Annotated in this window: 14 protein-coding genes; 8 read left to right on the forward strand and 6 right to left on the reverse strand. The window is 72.6% G+C overall.

The window, feature by feature from the left end; genetic code table 11:
- Positions 1–10: 10 nt before the first annotated feature.
- Genes AB0A63_RS27760 through AB0A63_RS27770 form a run of 3 tightly spaced genes read right to left on the reverse strand, consistent with a single transcriptional unit; the run spans position 11 to position 3,017 of the window.
- Positions 11–670, reverse strand: a complete 660-nt coding sequence (locus AB0A63_RS27760) for a response regulator transcription factor (protein ID WP_360396575.1) — start codon at positions 668–670, stop codon at positions 11–13.
- On the reverse strand, positions 667–1,902 hold the full coding sequence (locus AB0A63_RS27765) for a histidine kinase (protein WP_360396576.1): 1,236 nt from the start codon (positions 1,900–1,902) through the stop codon (positions 667–669). The genes AB0A63_RS27760 and AB0A63_RS27765 overlap by 4 nt, the downstream gene beginning before the upstream one ends.
- Positions 1,899–3,017, reverse strand: coding sequence for a glycosyltransferase 87 family protein (locus tag AB0A63_RS27770; protein ID WP_360396578.1), 1,119 nt, complete (start codon positions 3,015–3,017; stop codon positions 1,899–1,901). Before AB0A63_RS27770 ends, AB0A63_RS27765 begins: the two co-directional genes overlap by 4 nt.
- Before the next feature lie 189 nt (positions 3,018–3,206).
- Here AB0A63_RS27770 and AB0A63_RS27775 point away from each other — a divergent pair, with 189 nt between their 5' ends.
- Complete coding sequence (locus tag AB0A63_RS27775; RefSeq protein ID WP_360396580.1) at positions 3,207–3,986, forward strand: IclR family transcriptional regulator; 780 nt, start codon at positions 3,207–3,209, stop codon at positions 3,984–3,986.
- A gap of 34 nt (positions 3,987–4,020) precedes the next feature.
- Here the strand turns inward: AB0A63_RS27775 and AB0A63_RS27780 are convergent, their stop codons facing one another.
- A complete protein-coding gene (locus tag AB0A63_RS27780; RefSeq protein WP_360396581.1) occupies positions 4,021–4,680 on the reverse strand; it encodes a GntR family transcriptional regulator in 660 nt (219 codons plus the stop codon).
- A 68-nt stretch (positions 4,681–4,748) separates the two neighbouring features.
- On the opposite strand from AB0A63_RS27780, the gene AB0A63_RS27785 reads away from it, so the two are divergent.
- The 7 genes from AB0A63_RS27785 (at position 4,749) to AB0A63_RS27815 (ending at position 12,297) form a co-directional block, all read left to right on the forward strand.
- Entirely contained in the window at positions 4,749–5,978 is a 1,230-nt protein-coding gene (locus tag AB0A63_RS27785) for a sarcosine oxidase subunit beta family protein (protein WP_360396583.1), read from the forward strand.
- A 179-nt stretch (positions 5,979–6,157) separates the two neighbouring features.
- Entirely contained in the window at positions 6,158–6,439 is a 282-nt protein-coding gene (locus AB0A63_RS27790) for a sarcosine oxidase subunit delta (protein ID WP_360396584.1), read from the forward strand.
- Positions 6,436–9,252 carry a 2Fe-2S iron-sulfur cluster-binding protein gene (locus AB0A63_RS27795; RefSeq protein ID WP_360396585.1) on the forward strand — a complete coding sequence of 939 codons (2,817 nt, stop codon included), beginning with the start codon at positions 6,436–6,438 and terminating at the stop codon, positions 9,250–9,252. Before AB0A63_RS27790 ends, AB0A63_RS27795 begins: the two co-directional genes overlap by 4 nt.
- Positions 9,242–9,859 (forward strand): sarcosine oxidase subunit gamma family protein, encoded by a 618-nt coding sequence (locus AB0A63_RS27800; protein WP_360396586.1) that lies wholly within the window; start codon positions 9,242–9,244, stop codon positions 9,857–9,859. The genes AB0A63_RS27795 and AB0A63_RS27800 overlap by 11 nt, the downstream gene beginning before the upstream one ends.
- 73 nt (positions 9,860–9,932) lie before the next feature.
- A complete protein-coding gene (locus tag AB0A63_RS27805; RefSeq protein WP_360396588.1) occupies positions 9,933–10,289 on the forward strand; it encodes an OsmC family protein in 357 nt (118 codons plus the stop codon).
- Positions 10,290–10,379: 90 nt separating this feature from the next.
- A complete protein-coding gene (locus AB0A63_RS27810; RefSeq protein ID WP_360396590.1) occupies positions 10,380–10,715 on the forward strand; it encodes a hypothetical protein in 336 nt (111 codons plus the stop codon).
- 46 nt (positions 10,716–10,761) lie between these two features.
- A complete protein-coding gene (locus AB0A63_RS27815) occupies positions 10,762–12,297 on the forward strand; it encodes a PQQ-binding-like beta-propeller repeat protein (protein WP_360396592.1) in 1,536 nt (511 codons plus the stop codon).
- Positions 12,298–12,311: 14 nt separating this feature from the next.
- Here AB0A63_RS27815 and AB0A63_RS27820 read toward each other — a convergent pair whose 3' ends face one another.
- Together AB0A63_RS27820 and AB0A63_RS27825 are read right to left on the reverse strand one after the other, a co-directional pair.
- Positions 12,312–13,934: a RecQ family ATP-dependent DNA helicase gene (locus tag AB0A63_RS27820; protein WP_360396594.1), complete on the reverse strand. Its 1,623-nt coding sequence runs from the start codon at positions 13,932–13,934 to the stop codon at positions 12,312–12,314.
- Complete coding sequence (locus AB0A63_RS27825) at positions 13,931–14,698, reverse strand: alpha/beta fold hydrolase (RefSeq protein WP_360396596.1); 768 nt, start codon at positions 14,696–14,698, stop codon at positions 13,931–13,933. The genes AB0A63_RS27820 and AB0A63_RS27825 overlap by 4 nt, the downstream gene beginning before the upstream one ends.
- Between the last annotated feature and the right edge of the window lie 23 nt (positions 14,699–14,721).

The raw sequence follows: 14,721 nt of genomic DNA on the forward strand, positions 1-14,721 counted from the left end.
GATTTACCGCTCACTCACCGGGGACCACGATGCCCATCTCGTAGGCGGCCACGATCGCCTGCGCCCGGTCGCGCACGCCGAGCTTCGCGAACACCCGGCTGACGTGCGTCTTCGCCGTCTGCTCGACGATCACCAGCGCGGCCGCGATCTCGGTGTTCGAGAGGCCGCGCGCGACCAGCCGCAGCACCTTCAGCTCCTGCGCGGTCAGCCGGTCGGCGCGTTCGGGCCGCACCGCGCCTGGGCGGCGGGCGGCGAACTCCGCGACCAGCCGACGGGTCACGGCGGGCGCGAACAGGGCGTTGCCGGCCGCCACCACCCGCACGGCGTTGACGAGGTCCTCCAGCGGGGCGTCCTTGAGCAGGAAGCCGGAGGCGCCGACCCGCAGGGCGCCGTAGACGTACTCGTCGACGTCGAACGTCGTCAGCATCAGCACGCGGGTGCCGAGGTCCGGGGTGCCGAGGATCAGCCGGGTGGCCTCCAGGCCGTCCATCACCGGCATGCGCACGTCCATCAGCACGACGTCGGGGCGGTCGCGGACGGCCGCGTGCACGGCGTCGGCGCCGTTGCTCGCCTCGCCGACCACGGTGATGTCCGGCTGTGCGGCGAGCACGGCGCGGAAGCTCTGCCGGACCATCGTCTGGTCGTCGGCGATCAGCACTGTCGTGTTCACGGCTGGTCCTCGTTCCCGGTCAGGGGCAGCGTGACCGCCACGACGAAACCACCCCGTTCGCCCGGACCCGCGACGATCGTGCCGCGCAGGGTCGCGACCCGCTCCCGCATGCCGAGCAGGCCGTGCTTGGCCCGGTCGTCCGTCGGCGGCCCGGGTTCGGCGGCGGCGCTGTTGCGCACCACCACCCGCAGGTCGGCGCCCGCCGTGACGCGCACGTCCACAATGGACCCCGGGGCGTGCCGGACGGCGTTGCTCAGCGCCTCCTGCGCGATCCGGTACGCCGACAGCGCGACACCGCCGGGCACACCGCTCACGTCGCCGTCGAACCGCACGGTCACCGCGACTCCAGCGCTGCGCAGGCGGTCGACCAGCTCGGCGATCTGCTCCACGCGCGGCTGGGGCGCGGTCTCGGCCTCGCCGTTCTCGTTGCGCAGCACGCCGAGCAGCCGCCGCATCTCGGTCAGGCCCTCCCGCGCGGTCTCCTGCATCTCGGCGAACTCGCCCTCCAGCTCCGCCGACAGGCCGGGGAACCGGTACCGCGCGCTCCCGGCCCGCAGCGCCAGCACGGACATGTGGTGCGCCACCACGTCGTGCAGCTCGCGGGCGATGACCGCGCGTTCCTGCAGCGTGGCGGCGCGGACCTCCTCGACCTCGCGGCGCCGGGACTGCTCGTTGCGGTCGGCTTCGGCCACGCGCCGCAACCGCATCGCGTTGCCCACGACGAGCACACCGCCCACGATGGCACCGACCAGGAAGATGTCCCGGTAGTCCCACATGTGCGCCCACACGACGACCATCGAGAAGAAGAACACCCACACGAGCACGGTCTGCCGGTAGGCCTGGGCGGTGGTCAGCAGTGCCGCCGCGGCTGCGAGGACCGTGCCGGGCGTCCACGGCCAGCCCCACGCCGAGCGGAAGTCGTGCAGGACCACCGGTTCGAACACCATCACGACCGCGAGCATCCGCCACGCCCACAGCGGGTGGACCTGCGTCAGCAGCACGGCGGCGACGGCGAGACCGGTGAACCACCACGCGGGGATCGACGAGTAGGTGAACCGCAGCTCGGCCGGGCCGACCACGTTCAGGAAGACCACCCAGGACGCGACGCCGAGCACGAGCACGATCCGCAGGCGCCGCCAGCCCGCCGACGCCGGCGTCCTGACCAGCCTGCTCGCCGAGAACAACGTGAACACGCCGGCGGCGAGGAACTGCCGCACCACGGCACCCCTCATCCGCCCCACCGCCCCGGAAGATCATCCACTCGCGCCGAACCTACTCCACCCCCGGACAGGAGGCCGCGCCACGCGAGCACCCCACCGACGACCGCGACCAGCACGTAGAGGTTGTCCAGCACGGCGTTCCCCGTCGGCACCAGCAGCGGCCACAGGACGAAGACCGCCCAGACGGGCACCTGCGCGGCACCTGGCCCGCGCAGGAGGAACGCCACCAGCGGCACGACCCACACCCAGTGGTGCGACCACGAGATCGGGCTGACCAGCAGCCCGCAGAACGCTGTGACCAGCAGCGCCCCCAGGGGCTCACCGCGCAGGTGCGCCCGCCGGGCCAGCACCGCCGCCGCGGCCACGCAGCCCAGGCAGAGCGCCGCGACCAGCAGGGGAGCCCACGGTGCCGCACCGGTCAGCCGCTGCACCGCACCGGAGATCGACTGGTTGGCGAGGTGCCCGTTGCCCGTCGCGTCGTTGCCGCGGAGGACCGCCGACCCCCAGTACCGCAGCGAGTCACCGGGCAGCAGCAGGAACCCGAGCAGCTGCAGACCGCCGAACACCGCCAGCGCCCGCCCCGCGTCCCGCACCCGCCCGGTGACCAGCAGGTGCAGCACGAACACCAACGGCGTCAGCTTCACCGCCGCGGCGATCCCGACCAGCACGCCGGAGAACCGGCCCTGCCGCAGCACGTCGACCACGACGACGGCCATGAGCAGCACGTTGACCTGCCCGTAGCCGACGGTCCGCCACACCGGTTCGAGACCGAACACCGCCGCGAACAGCAGCGGTGACGGCGTCCGGCCGGTGGTCCACCGCAGCACCACGCCCACGCCGAACGCGGTGGCGGCGGCGAACACCGCCCACGTGAGCTGGGTCGGCAGCACCGCCAGCGGCGTGAACAGCACGGCCGCGACCGGCGGGTAGGTGAACGGCAGGTCGACCGCCCACTCCGGTGTGGCGGTGAGGTGGTCGTACAACGCCTCACCGCGGAGCACGGCCAGCGCGCCGGAGCGGTACACCGCGCTGTCGAGGCCCAGCGGCAGCCGCAGCGCCCACCCGGCCAGTCCGAACAGGACGAACGAACCGGCGAGGAGCACCGGGGCGGAACGGGAGCTGAGCACACCGGGAACGCTAGGGGGACGGCGCCGTGGCGTCGTCGTACCCCGGCGCCCACCGCGAGCGCTACCGCGGTAGCGGGTGTTCGGGCGTGCTACCGGGGTAGCACGGAACGCCTTCACCACCGACCGTCCTCACGCAACAGCCCGGTGACGGACGCCGGGGAAGCCGGTCGAAAGCGTTACCTTGGCTTCATGAGCAACAACGGGGAGGGGCGCGACGGAGCGCTCGTGCAGTCCGTCGACCGGGCTATCGCCGTCCTGGAGCTGTTGGCGCGCAACGGCGAGGCCGGCATCACCGAGATCGCGGCCGAGCTCGGCGTGCACAAGTCCTCCGCGTCCAGACTCGTCTACACCCTGCGCGCCCGCGACCTCGTCGAGCAGAACGGGGAGCGCGGACCGTTCCGGATCGGACTGGGCATGCTCCGGTTCGCGGGCGCCGTCACCGGCCAGCTCGACTACGCCCGGCTGGGTGGCCCGGTCTGCTCGGCGCTCGCCGACCAGCTGGGGGAGACGGTCAACATCGCCGTCCTCGACGGCGACAACGCGCTCAACGTCAGCCAGGCCCGCGGCAGCTCCGCCGTGGCGGCGCAGAACTGGGTCGGCCAGCGCACGCCGCTGCACGCCACGTCCAGCGGCAAGGTCCTGCTCGCCGGTGCGTCCGGTGCGGACCGGGAACGCGTGCTCGGCGGCGACCTGGAGGCCTGCGCGCCGCGCACGATCACCGATCCGGTGCGGCTGCGGGAGGAGTTGCGGCGCACCGCCACGGACGGTTACGCGACCTGCTTCGAGGAGCTCGAACCCGGCCTGCACGCGGTCGCCGTCCCGGTGTTCGGCGCGCACGGCGACGTGGTGGCCGCGATCAGCGCCGCCGGACCGGCCTACCGGCTCTCGCAGAAGCGCGTGCCCGAGGTCGTCGAGGAGCTGCGCGCCGCGTCCCGCGACCTCTCGACCCGCCTGGGGCACCCCGCCTGACCGACCCCGCCCGCCGCGGCGACCGGCGCCAAGGTCAGATCAGGGCCCGGATCGCCCGCTCGAACCCGATGACGTGCTGGGAGGCCAGCTCGGCCGCCTTCTCGGCATCGCCCTCGACGATCGCGGTCAGCAACGGCACGTGCTCGTCGACGTGCCCGGCCATCCCGGACAGGCGCGGCAGGAACACGCACCAGATGCGGGTGGCGAGGTTGTCGTAGGAGATGAGCGTGTCCTCCAGGAACGGGTTGTGCACGCACCGGTAGATCGCGCGGTGCACGTCCACGTCGGCGCGCAGCAGCGCGGTGTTGTCGCCCGGCCGGGCTGCGGTCTCCAGCTGAGACCGCAGCCCGGTCAGGGCGGCCCGGTCCGCTGCGGTCGCGCGCTCGGCCGCGGCGGCGGCGGCCAGCGGTTCGAGCGTGCGGCGCACCTCGGAGACGTGGGAGAGGTCGGAGATGTTCACGTCGGTGGCGAACGTGCCGCGGCGGGGGAAGGCGACGACGAGCCGTTCCTGCTCCAGGCGCTTGAGCGCCTCGCGGATCGGCGTGCGGCCGACGCCGAGCTCCGCGCGCAGCCGGTCCTCGTTGATGGGCTCGCCCGGCCTGATCTCCAGCATCACCAGCCGGTCGCGCAGCACGGCGTACGCCCGTTCGGTGAGCGAGACGGCCGCCGGCTCGTCGTTGACCCGTGCGTTCATGTGACCTACGGTAACCCACAGACTGATATACCAGAAGTCGACCAGATGATTCCCGCTGGAGGCGTCGCATGACCAGCCCGCCAGGAGCCCATCTGCCCGAGCACCCGGACTTCCTGTGGGAGAACCCGGAGCCGAAGGCCTCCTACGACGTCGTGGTCGTCGGCGGCGGGGGCCACGGCCTGGCCACCGCCTACTACCTCGCGAAGGTCCACGGCATCACGAACGTGGCGGTGCTGGAGAAGGGCTGGCTCGCGGGCGGCAACATGGCCCGCAACACCACGATCATCCGGTCGAACTACCTGTGGGACGAGAGCTCCGGCATCTACGAGCACTCGCTCAAGCTCTGGGAGGGCCTGGAGGACGACCTCGGCTACCCGGTCCTGTTCGACCAGCGCGGCGTGCTGAACCTCGCGCACAGCCTCCAGGACGTCCGCGACAGCGTCCGGCGGGTCAACGCCAACCGCCTCAACGGCATCGACGCCGAGTGGGTGGACCCCGACGGCGTCGAGGAACTCTGCCCGATCGTCAACACCTCGCCGGACGTGCGCTACCCGGTGCTGGGCGCGACCTACCAGCCGCGTGCGGGCATCGCGAAGCACGACTACGTGGCCTGGGGCTACGCGCGGGCCGCGCACGCCATGGGCGTCGACCTGATCCAGAACTGCGAGGTCACCGGCCTGGAAACGGCTCACGGCCGGATCACCGCGGTGCGGACGTCGCGTGGCCGGATCGCCGCGGGCAAGGTCGCGTTGTGCGCGGCCGGCCACAGCTCCGTGCTCGCGCAGATGGTCGGCCTGCGGCTGCCGCTCGCCTCGCACCCGTTGCAGGCCCTGGTGTCCGAACTGCTCGAACCCGTGCACCCGACCGTCGTGATGTCCAACGCGGTGCACGTCTACGTCTCCCAGGCGCACAAGGGCGAACTGGTGATGGGCGCGGGCATCGACAGCTACAACGGCTACGGCCAGCGGGGTTCGTTCCACGTCATCGAGGAGCAGATGGCCGCGGCGCTGGAGCTGTTCCCGGTGTTCGCGCGGGCACACCTGCTGCGGACGTGGGCGGGCATCGTCGACGTCTCGCCGGACGCCTCGCCGATCGTCGGCCTCACCCCGGTCGGCGGCCTGTACCTCAACTGCGGCTGGGGGACCGGCGGGTTCAAGGCCACGCCCGGTGTCGGCGACTGCTTCGCGCACACGGTCGCGCACGACGAACCGCACCCGTACAACGAGCCGTTCACCCTCGACCGCTTCACCACCGGCGCCCTCGTCGACGAGCACGGCGCCGCCGCCGTCGCGCATTAGGGCCTGTGTCGAGGTCCGTGTTCGCGATAGCCGGGCCTGAGGCGGCCCCAGGGGGCACGGGCGGACAGCCCACATACAACACCGCGGTATGCGGGCTGTCCGCCCGCACCGCCAGGAACCACCTCAGGCACGACTCTCATCGAACGGGACCTCGACACAGGCCCTGGCAGGAGCTGACGATGCAACTCATCCCGTGCCCGTGGTGCGGACCGCGCGAGGAAGCCGAGTTCCACTACGGCGGCCAGGCCCACGTCGCCTACCCCGAGGACCCGTCGGCGCTGACCGACGAGCAGTGGGCGCAGTACGTGTTCTTCCGGGACAACCCCAGCGGCCCGTTCGCCGAGCGCTGGAGCCACAGCGCCGGGTGCCGCCGCTGGTTCAACGCCGTGCGCGACACCCGCACCCACGAGCTCCTCGCCACCTACCGGTCCGGCGAGCCGATGCCGGAGGTGGCCCCGTGACGTTCCGGACCCCGACCGGCGGCGAGGTCGACCGGACCACGCTGCTGCGCTTCACGTTCAACGGACAGGACTACACCGGCCACCCCGGCGACACGCTCGCCTCCGCGTTGCTGGCCAACGGTGTCCACGAGATCGGCACCAGCGTGAAGCTGGGCCGCCCGCGCGGGATCGTCGCGGCCGGGTCGGAGGACCCGACGTCATTGGTGCAGGTCGAGGCGCCGTTCCCCGAGCCGATGCTGCTCGCCACGACCGTCGAGCTGTACGACGGCCTGGTGGCGCGCGGCCTGGCCGGGCAGGGACGGCTCGCCGCCGAACCTGACCCGGCGCGCTACGACGCCAAGCACGTGCACTGCGACGTGCTGGTCGTCGGCGCCGGACCGGCGGGGCTGATGGCCGCGCTGACCGCCGCCCGCAGCGGTGCCCGCGTGGTGCTGGTGGACGAGCAGAACCGGCCCGGCGGTGCGCTGCCGGTCTTCGAGGAGCACCTGGACGACCGGCCGGCGGCCGCGTGGGTCGCCGACGTGGTCGCGGAGCTCAAGGGCACGCCCGGTGTGCTGGTGCTGGACCGCACCACCGCGTTCGGCATGTACCAGGACGGGTTCGTGCTCGCGCTGCAGAAGCGCACCGACCACCTCGGGTTCGCCGCACCCGCCGGCGTCGCCCGGCAGCGGGTGTGGCGGATCCGCACCAAGCAGACAGTGCTCGCCACCGGTGCCCACGAACGCCCGGTCGTGTTCCCGGACAACGACCGGCCCGGGATCATGCTGGCGTCCTCGGCCCGCACGTTCCTGCGCCGCTACGGCGTGCTGCCCGGTTCACGCGCGGTCGTGTTCACCACCCATGACAGCGCGTACTGCGCGGCGATCGACCTCGCAGAGTCCGGTGTGGACGTCGCGCTGGTGGTCGACGCCCGGCCGGAGGCACCCGCCGCGCTCGCGGCCGAGTGCGCGGCGCGGGGGATCGAGGTCCGCGCCGGGCGGGTGGTCACCGGCACGGAGGGCGAGGGACGGATCACGGCGGTGCACGTCGGCGACGAGGTCGTCGCGTGTGACACCCTGCTGGTGTCGGGCGGCTGGAACCCGGTGGTGAGCCTGTTCAGCCAGGCCGGCGGCACACTGCTCCACGACGACGGGCTCGGCGCGTTCGTGCCGGGACCGGCCGAGCCGACGGTGCGGGTCGCCGGTGCGGCGAACGGGAACCTCGACCTCGCCCGGTGCCTGGGCGACGGCAGCGTCTGCGGTGCCGAGGCGTCGCTCGGCGCCGGGTTCGACCCCCGGACGATGGTGCCGCGACCGGTGCCGGACGCGCGGTGCACGGGCCGGTCCGGTCTGGTGCTGTGGCGGGTGCCCGGCTCCGACGAGACGAGCTTCGTCGACCTGCAACGGGACTCGACGGTCGCGGACGTGCTGCGCGCGACGGGCGCGGGGTTGCGGTCGTTGGAGCACATCAAGCGGTACACGACCATCGGCACCGCGCACGACCAGGGCAAGACCTCGGGCATGATCGCGGCCGGCATCGTCGCGGAGGCCCTCGGCGTCGAACTGGCCGAGCAGCGGCCGACGACGTTCCGACCGCCCTACACCCCGGTGTCGTTCGCCGCGCTGGCCGGGCGCAACCGCGGCGAGCTGCACGATCCGGTGCGGGTCACGGCGATCCACCCGTGGCACGTCGCGCACGGGGCGGTGTTCGAGAACGTCGGCCAGTGGAAGCGGCCCTGGTACTACCCGCGGCCGGGTGAGGACCTGCACACGGCCGTGCTGCGCGAATGCCGGGCCGCACGCGAGGGCGTCGCGCTGATGGACGGCTCCACGCTGGGCAAGATCGACGTCCAGGGCGCGGACGCCGGCGAGTTCCTCGACCTGCTCTACACCAACCTGATGAGCACGCTGAAGGTCGGCCGGATCCGCTACGGCGTCATGTGCGGCGTGGACGGCATGGTGATCGACGACGGCACCGTGATCCGCGTCGGCGAGGAGCGCTACCTCGTCACCACGACGACCGGCAATGCCGCCAAAATCCTCGACTGGATGGAGGAGTGGCTGCAGACGGAGTGGCCGCACCTCGACGTGCACTGCGCGTCGGTCACCGAGCACTGGGCCACGATCCCGCTGGTGGGGCCGAAGTCCCGTGCGGTGCTCGCCGCGGTGGCGCCCTCGCTCGACGTCTCGAACGCGGCGTTCGAGTTCATGACCTGGCACGACACCGAGGTCGCCGGTGTGCCCGCGCGGGTGTGCCGGATCAGCTTCTCCGGCGAGCTGGCCTACGAGATCAACGTGACCGCCTGGCACGGCATCGCCGTGTGGGAGGCGCTGATGGCGGCGGGGGAGGAGCACGGGATCACGCCGTACGGCACCGAGACCATGCACGTCCTGCGCGCCGAGAAGGGCTACCCGATCATCGGCCAGGAGACCGACGCCACCGTCACACCCCAGGACCTCGGCATGTCGTGGGCGGTGTCGAAGAAGAAGGCCGACTTCATCGGCAAGAGGTCCTTCGCCCGTGCGGAGAACAACCGCGCCGACCGCAAACAGCTCGTCGGCCTGCTGCCAGTCGACCCGCGGGTGCTGCTGCCGGAGGGCGCGCAGGTCGTCGAGACCGACCGGCTGCCCGAACCGCCGGTGCGGATGCTCGGCCACGTCACCTCCAGCTACCCCAGCGCGGCGCTGGGCCGCACCTTCGCGCTCGCCCTCGTGCGCTCCGGCCGCGACCGCATCGGCGAGACCCTCCACGTGCCGGTCGGGGACGCGCTCGTCCCGGTCACCGTGACCGGCTCCGTGCTCTACGACCAGGAAGGAACCCGCCGTGACGGCTGACCCGGTGAGCCCGCTGGCGGCCTGGACCGACCGGCTGACCGCGCTCGCACCCGCGCTGGGCGTGCGCGAGGTGCCGTTCCGCTCCCAGCTCACGGTGCGGGTGTCCAACTCCGGCGCCATCGCGGCCATGGGCGGCGCGCTGGGTGTGGTGTTCCCGGCGGATGCGTGCACGTTCACCATGGACACCGGCCCGTTCGGTGCCGTGGAGGTGCTGTGGCTGGGGCCTGACGAGTTCCTGGTCGTGGCCGGACCCGATCTGCAGGCGGTGGTCGAGGAGGTGCTGCGTGGCGCGCTCGGTGGTGAAAGGGGGTCCGTTGTGGACACTTCGGCTCAGCGCACGACCGTGGAGCTGGAAGGTCCGCACGTCCGCGACGTGCTGGCTCACGGATGTGCCGTGGACCTGCACCCGGCTGCGGCTCCCGTCGGCACTTGCGTGCAGACGCTGCTCGCACGCACAGGGGTCATCCTGCAGGTGACCGGGCCCGACCGGGTCGCGCTGCTGGTGCGGTCGTCGTTCGCCGGGTACCTGGCGGCGTGGCTGGCCGACGCGTGCACCGAGTACCTGGCGGTGCCGTTCGACGGCAGCGGCACTGTCGTGTTCCGCTGACCCCGATCGCGGTTGAGCCGCCAGGCCACGGGTATGCGCGGAGGGTTCACACCCGTCGACGAAGCAGGTGGCGATGAAGGTCGAAGAGGTCGAGGCGGTCTCCCGGAACGACGAGGTCGAGGTGTCGGGGTCCGCGCTCCCCGTCGGTGACGGGTCCTGGGACCCCGAGAAGCTGTACGCCGCGGCGCTGGCCACGTGCCTGCACCAGGCCGTGGCGCTGGCGGCCTCCACCGGCGACCTCGACACGACCGGCAGCGCCGTGCGCGCACGGGTGGCGCTGAACCACGGCACCGCCCAGGACTACACCGTCGACGCGTCGCTCTCGGTCGCGCTGCCCAACGTCCCGAGCGAACGCCGGGCCGACCTGCTCGACCAGGCGGTCCGGCATTGCCCGCTGGTCGGTGACTGGCCCGTCGCCCTGGACGGCTGATCCTGTTTTCGGCGGGTGCGCTGTGGGTAGGCACTGCGCATGGCCGACAGTTCAGCAACCACGGTTCGTTGTCAGGTCTCGCAGGCTGAGGTGACGCTGCGGTCCAAGACGGTGCTCCTGGACCTGGTCGGAGAGTGCCGCGTCGAGGGCGGCGCGGTGGCCGTCCTGCGGCTGTCCGCGGACCTGCCCGACGCGGGCGGGCCCGAGGACGGCGGCACCGTCGTGCTGGAGCAGGACGGGGACGGGCTCACCGCCGTGGTGACGCAGCCCGGCGGTGAGGTGCGGCTGAGGAGCGAGGAACCCGTGCGCTGGACCGGGAGCGGATCGCGGTTCGAGACGGGGGAGCTGACGCTCGTGCTGGCCGAGGCACCGGACGCGCCGGTGCTGTCCGCGCCGGGGTTGGAGCTGCAGGTGGAGGGGCAGTAGCGCCGGGTCGTGTCACGGCGCGCCTGCGGAGCGCGACACTCCTCAGGTGGAGCCCAACGAGCAGTACGACTTCGCGCTGTCGTTCGCCGGACCCGACCGGGTGTTCGCACGCGGTCTCGCCGAGGCGCTGAAGGCCGACGGGCACAGGGTGTTCTTCGACGAGTACCACCAGGCCGAGCTGTGGGGCACGAACCTCTTCGAGAAGCTGCTGGACGTCTACGGCAAGCGGTCCCGGTACGTCGTGGTGGTCGTGTCCCGCCACTACCTCGACAGCGTGTGGACTAGGTGGGAGCTGCGCTCGGCGCTGGAGACGGTGCTCCAGGGCAGGGACGACGCCGTGCTGCCGCTGCGCCTCGACGACACCGAGCTGCCCGGCCTGCCCAGGAGCACCGCCTGGATCGACGTGCGGGAGGACGGCGAGACCGACGTCGAGCTGCTCACCCGGCTGCTGGCCGGCAAGCTCGCCGCCGCCACACCGGTGCGCCGGCGGCGGGTGCTCGCACTGGGCCTGGGCGGGGTCGCGGTGGCCGCGACGGGCACCTACTTCGGGACCCGGTTGTTCGCACGCGCTGAGCCGGGCAGCGAACTGTGGCACAGGGGGTTCGAGTCGGCCTGCTTCCCCGTCGTCAACGGTGCCGACGTGGTGCTGTCGTTGCGGGACGGCGGCGTGGTCGGGCTGGGCCAGGACGACGGCGCGCAGCGCTGGCGGGTGGACCTCGGCGGCGCGATGACCGGGCCGTGCTCCGTCGTTCGCGGTCTGGTGCTCGCCGGCCGGGCGATGACGCAGAACCGAGGACGCCTGACCGCGATCGAGGACGGCGGCGCCGTGCGCTGGTCGCTGGACACGGACGGCCTCCCGGCCTGCCACCGGGAGGCGCGGGACGGCACGGTCCTGGTCGGCACGAACACCGGCTGGGTGTTGCGCGTCGACGAACGCTCCGGTCAGGTCGTCGAGCAGGTGCGGGTCTCCAGGCAGGTCAACGACGTCGTGGAACAGCAGGGGTTCGTGTACTCGGCGACGGCGGTCGACGGCGTTCAGGTGCACGCCGACGGCAAGCAGGCGTGGAGCCGCACCACCGCCGGGGCCGTCCAGGGGCTCGCCACCGACGCGAACCACCTCTACGCGACGGTCGGCATCACCCGGCAGGGGGCGTCGAGCGGGCAGGCCGTCAGGTACGACGCGATCACCGGTGAGCTCGGCTGGCAGCATAGCTTCGACGCGCTCGTGCAGGCGGCACCGGTGGTCGTGCGCGGCCAGCTCGTCGTCTCCGACATCGGCGGCACGGTGCACTCGCTCGACGTGGAGAGCGGCGCCGTGCGGTGGCAGCAGAACGTCGGTGCCGCTGCGCAGAGCCGGACGACGTGGGACGGCGACGCCCTGTACGTCGGGACCCGCCGCGGCCTCGCCGTGCTCGACGTGCGCAGCGGCGCCGTGCGGTGGACCAAGGACGTCACGACCGCGGTGCCCACCACCGCGCACTGGGCGGCACGGCCGGTGCTGGGGGACAGGGCGGTCTTCCTCGGGTACGGCGACATGCAGACGTCCAGCACGAACGGCGACCTGTACGCGCTCGTGCGCTGAGCCGCCGGTCGTGCTCAGGCGGAGTCCAGGACCCCGGCCTCCTCCACCGCCGCCAGCGACAACGTCTTGTACCCGACCTCGTCGAACAGCACCATCAACCGGTCACCGTCCTGCTGCACCACCGTGCCGCGCCCCCACATCTCGTGCCGCACCTCGGAGTCCGGCCGGTGCTCAGCGGCCACGCCGGCCGCGTCGGCTGCCTCGGGCAACCCCTCGTCGCACCGGTCGCAGTGACCGCACGGCCCGTCGAGCTCCTGCCCGAAGTACCCCAGCAGGAACCGGCGGCGGCAGCCGCGGGTTCCGGCGTACTCGCGCATGACCTCGACCCGTGACCGGTCGCGTTTCAGCTGCCGCTCGGCTTCTTCCTCGACGACCGCGACCGACTTCGCCGGCGTGGGTGCACCGTCCGCGTACCGCACGCCGTCGCGCGTGATCTCCACGATTCCGGCGCTCTCCAAGAGGTTCACCGTGCCGGTGACCTTCCGGCGCGAGCACTCGACCCGGTCCGCCAGCGCGGTGAGCGTGATGCCGGGCTGCTCGCGCACGAGCGCGGCCACCTCGCGGGCGCAGTCGAGGTCGGCGCGGCGGGTGTTGAGGAACCGTTGCAGGCCCTCGTCCTCCTGCCGGTGGAACAGGACGACCTCGGCGGGCTCGCCGTCGCGGCCGGCGCGGCCGATCTCCTGGTAGTAGGCGTCGAGCGAACCGGGGGTGGCCGCGTGCACCACGAAGCGCACGTCGGGCTTGTCGATGCCCATGCCGAACGCGGAGGTGGCCGCGACGACGTCGAGGCGGTCGGCCATGAAGTCGTCCTGGACCCGTTTGCGGTCGGCTGCCTTCATGCCGGCGTGGAACGCGGCCGCCCGCAGTCCCTTGGCGGCGAGGGTCTCGGCGTAGCGCTCGGCGTCTTTGCGGGTGGCCGTGTAGAGCAGGCCTGGGCCCTTCCGCTCGACCACCCGGTCCACAACGGACCGGGAGCGGTCGTCCTCGTCGGTGCCGAAGCGCACGGACAGGTGCAGGTTGGGCCGGTCGAACCCGGCGACCACCACGGCGGGGTCGCGCAGGCCCAGGTGCTCCACCACGTCGCCGCGGACCGGGCCGCTCGCCGTGGCGGTCAGCGCGAGCACGACGGGGTGGCCGAGGCGGTCGACGACCTCGCGCAGCCGCAGGTAGTCGGGCCGGAAGTCGTGACCCCACGCCGACACGCAGTGCGCCTCGTCGACCACGAACAACGACGGCCGACGGCGGTCGAGTCGGTCGAGCACGTCGGGGTTCGCGAGCTGTTCGGGGGAGAGGAACAGGTACTCCGTCCGCCCCTCCGCGAACTCCCGCCACGCGTCCTCGTTGGACTCCGCCGAACGTGTTGAGTTCACGGCCGCAGCCGGGGGAGCGCCCGCCGCGCGCAGTGCCGCGACCTGGTCGCGTTGCAGCGCCACCAACGGCGAGACCACCACCGTCGGGCCGTCGAGCAGGATCGCGGGGACCTGGTAGATCGCGGACTTGCCCGCGCCGGTGGGCATCACGACCAGCGCGTCGCGCCCGTCCAGCACGTGCCGCATCGCGCACAGCTGCTCGGGCCGCAGCTCGGTCCAGCCGAAGACGTCCTCCGCCGTGCGCACCAGCCGGTCGTGCGAGCTCATCCGGTCGCCCGCAGGTCGTAGCGCTGGGCCGCCCACTCGGCCAGCCGCGGCCGCAGGATCTGGTACACGTCCGGATCGAGCGCCATGCCGGTGTGGGTGCTGTGCACCTCCACGCACTCGGCCGACGGGTCCTGGCACAGCTGCCACGGCACGATGCCGTCCGACCTGGAGTAGATCGACACGGCGGGCAGTTCCGGCGGCAACGGCGCGGCGGCGGCCTGGACGTTGTCCTCGAAGCAGTCACCGGCGAGGCACTCCGGGTCCATCAGCCCCGGCACGCCGACGCGGGACAGCTGCGCCAGCGCCCGTGCCGCGAGCAGCACCTGCGGGTGCGCGCCCATCGGGTCGAGCACCGGGCTGCCCATCATCACCAGACCGCTCACCAGGTCGGGCCGGCGGGTGGCGGCCACCCTCGCGAGCCCGCCGCCGCGGCTCTGCCCGAGCAGCACGACCGGGCCGCCGGTGGCCTCCGCGTGCTCGACCAGCCGCTGCTCGACCCGGTCGACCAGCTCGGACGTGCAGCCCACGGTGAACCCGGTGCCCGCGCCGGTCGGGACGTAACCGCGGTCGCGCAGCCACGTCGTGGTGAAGGTGAGGCTCAGGTCGCTCGCACCGAAACCCGGCACCAGCACGACACCGAGACCGGCTCCCTCGTGCGGGTTCGCGTCGCGCCACACCCGGTGGCGCAGCAGCCGCGGGATGGTCAGCGCGGCGACGGCGACGTGTTCACGTGCGAGTGAACGCAGTTGTCCAGCAGGGGTCATCCGTGGTCTCCGCTTCCAGTTCG

The organism is Lentzea sp. NPDC042327, from assembly GCF_040647275.1.
Classification (GTDB): domain Bacteria; phylum Actinomycetota; class Actinomycetes; order Mycobacteriales; family Pseudonocardiaceae; genus Lentzea.

Coding starts and splice junctions, on each gene's coding strand:
- AB0A63_RS27765 (WP_360396576.1), bottom strand. CDS start 1,902: ATGAGGGGTGCCGTGGTGCGGCAGTTCCTCGCCGCCGGCGTGTTCACG.
- AB0A63_RS27775 (WP_360396580.1), top strand. CDS start 3,207: ATGAGCAACAACGGGGAGGGGCGCGACGGAGCGCTCGTGCAGTCCGTC.
- AB0A63_RS27780 (WP_360396581.1), bottom strand. CDS start 4,680: ATGAACGCACGGGTCAACGACGAGCCGGCGGCCGTCTCGCTCACCGAA.
- AB0A63_RS27785 (WP_360396583.1), top strand. CDS start 4,749: ATGACCAGCCCGCCAGGAGCCCATCTGCCCGAGCACCCGGACTTCCTG.
- AB0A63_RS27790 (WP_360396584.1), top strand. CDS start 6,158: ATGCAACTCATCCCGTGCCCGTGGTGCGGACCGCGCGAGGAAGCCGAG.
- AB0A63_RS27805 (WP_360396588.1), top strand. CDS start 9,933: ATGAAGGTCGAAGAGGTCGAGGCGGTCTCCCGGAACGACGAGGTCGAG.
- AB0A63_RS27820 (WP_360396594.1), bottom strand. CDS start 13,934: ATGAGCTCGCACGACCGGCTGGTGCGCACGGCGGAGGACGTCTTCGGC.
- AB0A63_RS27825 (WP_360396596.1), bottom strand. CDS start 14,698: ATGACCCCTGCTGGACAACTGCGTTCACTCGCACGTGAACACGTCGCC.